This window comes from Shigella sp. FC1544 (genome assembly GCF_001722145.1).
Lineage (GTDB): Bacteria > Pseudomonadota > Gammaproteobacteria > Enterobacterales > Enterobacteriaceae > Escherichia > Escherichia coli.
This window is the reverse complement of sequence record NZ_MECT01000238.1, coordinates 1-2,170: the sequence shown is the minus strand read 5'-3', so window position 1 is coordinate 2,170 and position 2,170 is coordinate 1. Positions and strand designations below refer to the sequence as shown.

Here is a 2,170-nt window from a genome sequence, read left to right as displayed (position 1 = left end):
CGCTGGGCGCAGGCAGAAGAGCAGAAGTATGAGATGCTGGAGAATGAGTACTCTCAGAGGGTGGCTGACCGGCTGAAAGCATCAGGTCTGAGCGGTGATACGGATGCGGAGAGGGAAGCCGGTGCACAGGTGATGCGTGAGACTGAACAGCAGATTTACCGTCAGTTGACTGACGAGGTACTGGCCCTGCGATTGTCTGAAAACGGCTCAAATCATATCGCATAACCCACTGATAATGTTTACTACCGGATGTAGCTTTTTTTCATGCCCGAGATGGTCAGTTAGTTCCGCATTAAGCACCGTTTCGACAGTTAATTTCGTCTGCATACGGGAAAACTGATTGAGGTCGGCCTCGGTTTTGAGGCCTTTAGCCAGTTCAGCCGCAAGGGCTTTAAGCTTCTTTTCGTCCATAATTTACCTGTCTCCGTTGTTGGAGTGAACCACGGCAGCCTGACGGCTGCAAATTGAAAACCGCCCCTGTTCGTCCTGTTGTTGCCGCACGCTCCGCAGAATATGTATTCTCTGAGGACCTGGTTTACGCTTACCCTGGAGAGGGATGTATCAGAGGTTACTGAAGGTTGACCCGCTGAAGTGCGTGCTGTGCGGGAGTCAGATGCGTTTTACGGGGCTGAAGCGGGGCTACCGTCTGGCAGAGCAGGTCCTGATGCATGAGCCGCTGGCCCGGATGCGGTGGTGCGGCTGAGAGCCGCAGAGGGTAAGTGGCGTCCATTTTGAGGGAAACGGAGCAAAAAACCGCCATTCATACCCTGAATCAATCAGAGCCATCCAGTTTAATCGTCGGTTCCGTTCATATGAGCAAAAGTGGTGTTGAAGAAACATCCGTTTTGTGGTGTTTTTTTAATCTTTTTGGGGTTTTAATTCCTATCGATGAACGGAAGACGTTCAGCATAATCCCCCGGAACAGCGTTTCCTCATTCAGCGGGGCAAGGATAAAGGGGTCCGCTTGGAATTCGGAAATTTTCCCACGCTAAGAGAATTGAGCTAACGAGTGGTTACGTCCAGGCCAGCTAACTCACTGAACGTAAAGGCTGTACGAAATGTTCTGACCGTCCGATAACCGTCTGGCTTACTTCCATACATTCCCTTGCGTGGATGTACAGAATTATACGATTTAGGACACCAAAACCGCTGTTATCCCGCCATCTTGGCGATTCCTGAAAGTCATTTATCTAAAAAATAGTCTTAACGTGGTTTATTTTCCGAATTCCAAGCGGACCCCTCAATAGACAGCGTGAATATCGATGGTTGCGCCACAGGCATGAGCATATTTTGTCAAAGTTTTCATGCTGGCCCCTAAAGGGTTACTTTCCAGGCGACTGATGGCTGACGGGCGTAACCCCATTCGTTCGGCCAGTGCTGACTTTGTTAATCCCGCTTTTTCTCTCATTTCGTATAACATTTCCACCATCTCCAGTTCTTTGTCAGCATCCTCATACCCTTTGACAGCTTCTGGAGTACTGAGTAGTTTTTGCTTTACCTGGCTGAATGGAACACCTTTTACTTTCATCAGTTCATCTCCTTCAGACGCATCCTGGCAATTTCAATAGCTTTCGTTGGTGTCTTTTGCGTTTTTTTCACAAATGCATGCAGCAGATAGATTTCGTTACCCGTTGCATAAGCGTGCAGTGTCCTTGCGATATTTTTATCCCCGACTCTCAGTTCAAAAAGCCCTCCGCCAATTACACGGCTGTGAGGCATTTTCATTTTGTTACCTTCCTGTTCCAGCCGTTCAATCAGTCTGGTCATACGACCACGCAGATTGTCTGGTAATTCTAGAAGTTCATCCAGTGCGGCCGGGTGAGTAATCACATTAAACATATTATAGCCTCCAGAATGACAAAATACACTAAAACAGAAAAATTGCGCAAACAGTAAATTTCATCAATAAATGAAAATACACTCTGAGTTCGGAGGGGGGCAACTGGAGAAGAGGGATTTTTTGATGCCGCGTTAGCGGCATGGAAGGCGGCACTCCGTTGTTGCATATGGCACAGGAGTAAAACCGCCGAAGCCCGGCGTAAGCCGGTACTGATTGACAGATTTCACCTTACCCCCGTTACTTTATTCGTACCCCTTATAATGGGGTGTTAGCCAGCCAGACCCGGCATGATTACTGCCCCCAGTCGTCCATGATCCGGGGGGTGATGTC

Annotated in this window: 2 protein-coding genes and 3 pseudogenes; 2 read left to right on the top strand and 3 right to left on the bottom strand. The window is 48.5% G+C overall.

Going from position 1 to position 2,170, the window contains the following annotated elements; genetic code table 11:
• Positions 1–225, top strand: a pseudogene (locus tag BGK49_RS13095) (E3 ubiquitin--protein ligase); the annotation flags it as partial.
• A 33-nt stretch (positions 226–258) separates the two neighbouring features.
• Here BGK49_RS13095 and BGK49_RS13090 read toward each other — a convergent pair.
• Positions 259–411, bottom strand: a pseudogene (locus tag BGK49_RS13090) (IS256 family transposase); the annotation flags it as partial.
• 124 nt (positions 412–535) lie between these two features.
• On the opposite strand from BGK49_RS13090, the pseudogene BGK49_RS26970 reads away from it, so the two are divergent.
• Positions 536–703 (top strand): annotated as a pseudogene (locus BGK49_RS26970) (IS91 family transposase); the annotation flags it as partial.
• Positions 704–1,240: 537 nt separating this feature from the next.
• Here BGK49_RS26970 and BGK49_RS13080 read toward each other — a convergent pair.
• On the bottom strand, positions 1,241–1,528 hold the full coding sequence (locus tag BGK49_RS13080) for a helix-turn-helix domain-containing protein (RefSeq protein ID WP_000865087.1): 288 nt from the start codon (positions 1,526–1,528) through the stop codon (positions 1,241–1,243).
• Entirely contained in the window at positions 1,528–1,839 is a 312-nt protein-coding gene (locus tag BGK49_RS13075) for a type II toxin-antitoxin system RelE/ParE family toxin (protein ID WP_046891819.1), read from the bottom strand. Before BGK49_RS13075 ends, BGK49_RS13080 begins: the two co-directional genes overlap by 1 nt.
• Between the last annotated feature and the right edge of the window lie 331 nt (positions 1,840–2,170).